Here is a 2,147-nt window from a genome sequence, read left to right as displayed (position 1 = left end):
GACTTCCTGCGCACAGAAATATCGGCCCCCTACGTCTTACTTGATTAAATTCAGCTTAAACTGCCTGCACAGGCTCCTGATACAGGTAAAGGATAAGATCAGTCATCGTGGATGCATGGCCCAGCTGGCGCAGCATGGTAGTAATATTGCCCCTGTGATAGGTTCCGTGATTGATTAGATGCAGTATAATTTCCGCTAAGCTCGTCTGACGGACACCGATGTACGGATTGTCTAGCTGGATGGTCTGCTCCAAATCGGTGTGCCTGCTGAACCACTCTCTGTACTGCTCTGTTAACTCGGCAAAAATTCCGGCGTATTCGTCCACAGTAGTCAGGATAGTCCCATTCAGCGGAATGGTTGCCTGCAGCGCCTCCGGCATACCGGTGCCGTTCAGGACCAGATACCACATTTTATCCACCGCATAGATATGACTCAGGGCATGGGCGATGGAGGGAAAAGAACTTCCTACTTCTTGACTCAGAACAGCGGACGGGAGTTCCTTGATTCTCCCCAGAATCGTCTGGTTAGCCCAGGTATGGTAATTAAACATTTGCTCCGGATGATTCATTCGTAACGTCTCCTTTGGATTGGCAGTAGATTTGAAGTTGTTGTTGCTGATTTCATAATAAAAAAAGAAGTTTGACAACAGCGTGTCATACTTCTTCATAATGTTTGAGTGTGTTTAGTAGCTGCTCTTTTAGGATGCTCCGCAGGGCAGGGGGTTCGAGCACTACGGCGCCGCTGCCAAAACCCAGCAGAATACTCCAAAGCCATCGTGCCTGTAATGGACGGCAGACAGGAATCCGCAGCGTCATGCTCCCGTCGGGATGAAATTGCTTATCCATCTGGTGAAACTGGTCCAGCGCCTCTGCTATCGCCTCCGGCCCCACCCGGACCACAACCTCCTCCATTTGGCCCTGTCCGCCTCTGTCTGCAGATTCAGCTTCGTCCGGAAGATCCGGATGCGGCCCAAAGGTTTCGCCGGTTAGCTGTAAATCCAGCAGCCGTGACAGCCGGAACTCCCGGTAGTCCCGACGGATCCGGCAGTAGCCGTAGATGTACCAGTTGCGATACTTGAAATGAAGCCGCAGCGGCTCCATTTCACGGCTCGTGCGTTCATTCTGGGCATTAACATAATTAAAGCGGACGATATTGCGCCCGGTAATGGCTGTGCGTAAATGCCGGAGCGCGTCCTGCTCCGTCCGGCGGGTATCAAAGTCTACGGTCAGACTCGCAGTCTGATGCTCCTCCCCGATTGTCTGCAGCCGTTCGATGGTCCCCTGCGCACGTTCGTCATCAAACACGGTCGAGAGGCTGCTGAGCACGGAAATCAGGGAATTGACATCGTACGCGCCCAGCAGGCTTTTATCCATTTTGTAGCCGTCCATCATACCGTATCCGCCTTTCATACCCTGATACGATACGACCGGGAAGCCCGCGGCACAGATAACATCGATATCCCGGTAGATGGTTCTCGGGGAAACCTGGTACTCCTCTGCCAGCCTGGAAGCCGATAATACTTCGTGATTCAGCAGCTTGTAGATGATAGAGATTAATCGTTCCAATTTCATGTGTATTCCCCGCCTGTTAGTCTATTTCTGTTCGTATTCCAGCCAGTTGAGACAAAGCGGTATAAAGTCAGCATAATCATCAAGGGCCCTGATCGTGCGGATAACTTCACTTACCCCCAGCTGCCGCTCCGCCTCATCCGTGACTTCCAGACCAAGCGAACGCCTCAGGCTATAGGCCAGCCAATCCAGCCTTCCCTGATAGCCGAGGTTCAGCACATCCGTCCAGTTCCCGGTGACCTTTCCTCCCTGGCTCCTGTAAGCACGAATCACGGTCTGGAAAGCCTCCTGGCTTGCCTTCCCGGCCTCGAAACCACACCAGTACAATGCCACCTCGAGCAGCTCCTGCATCGGATGAACAGTCCCCGCGGCTTCCCAGTCAATGATGAGCGGATTTCCGCGATTATCCCATAGTACATTTTTGGGATCCAGATCCCTATGGCTGATTACCCGGTTGTCCTGTAAAAGCTCAGCTGAGCCATTGGCCAGTTTCTCGTAGCCCTGCAGCTTCGCCAAGCTATTATTCAGCAAGGCTGAATAGGACAGCTGCTGCTGCTCCGCTCTGTGCGAATAATCCTG

General features: G+C 52.7%; 3 protein-coding genes. All 3 read right to left on the bottom strand.

Going from position 1 to position 2,147, the window contains the following annotated elements; genetic code table 11:
- Nucleotides 1-55 precede the first annotated feature (55 nt).
- Nucleotides 56-568 carry a DinB family protein gene (locus AQR02_RS06665; RefSeq protein ID WP_054939913.1) on the bottom strand — a complete coding sequence of 171 codons (513 nt, stop codon included), beginning with the start codon at nucleotides 566-568 and terminating at the stop codon, nucleotides 56-58.
- A gap of 85 nt (nucleotides 569-653) precedes the next feature.
- Nucleotides 654-1,571 (bottom strand): helix-turn-helix transcriptional regulator, encoded by a 918-nt coding sequence (locus AQR02_RS06660; RefSeq protein ID WP_054939912.1) that lies wholly within the window; start codon nucleotides 1,569-1,571, stop codon nucleotides 654-656.
- A 21-nt stretch (nucleotides 1,572-1,592) separates the two neighbouring features.
- On the bottom strand, nucleotides 1,593-2,147 hold a 555-nt coding region (locus AQR02_RS06655; RefSeq protein WP_148449070.1), incomplete at its 5' end, for a phosphotransferase family protein.

The sequence above is a fragment of the Paenibacillus ihuae genome, from assembly GCF_001368795.1.
GTDB lineage: Bacteria > Bacillota > Bacilli > Paenibacillales > Paenibacillaceae > Paenibacillus_AQ > Paenibacillus_AQ ihuae.
The sequence above is the reverse complement of the archived record's forward strand: the minus strand, read 5'-3'. Positions and strand labels throughout refer to the sequence as shown.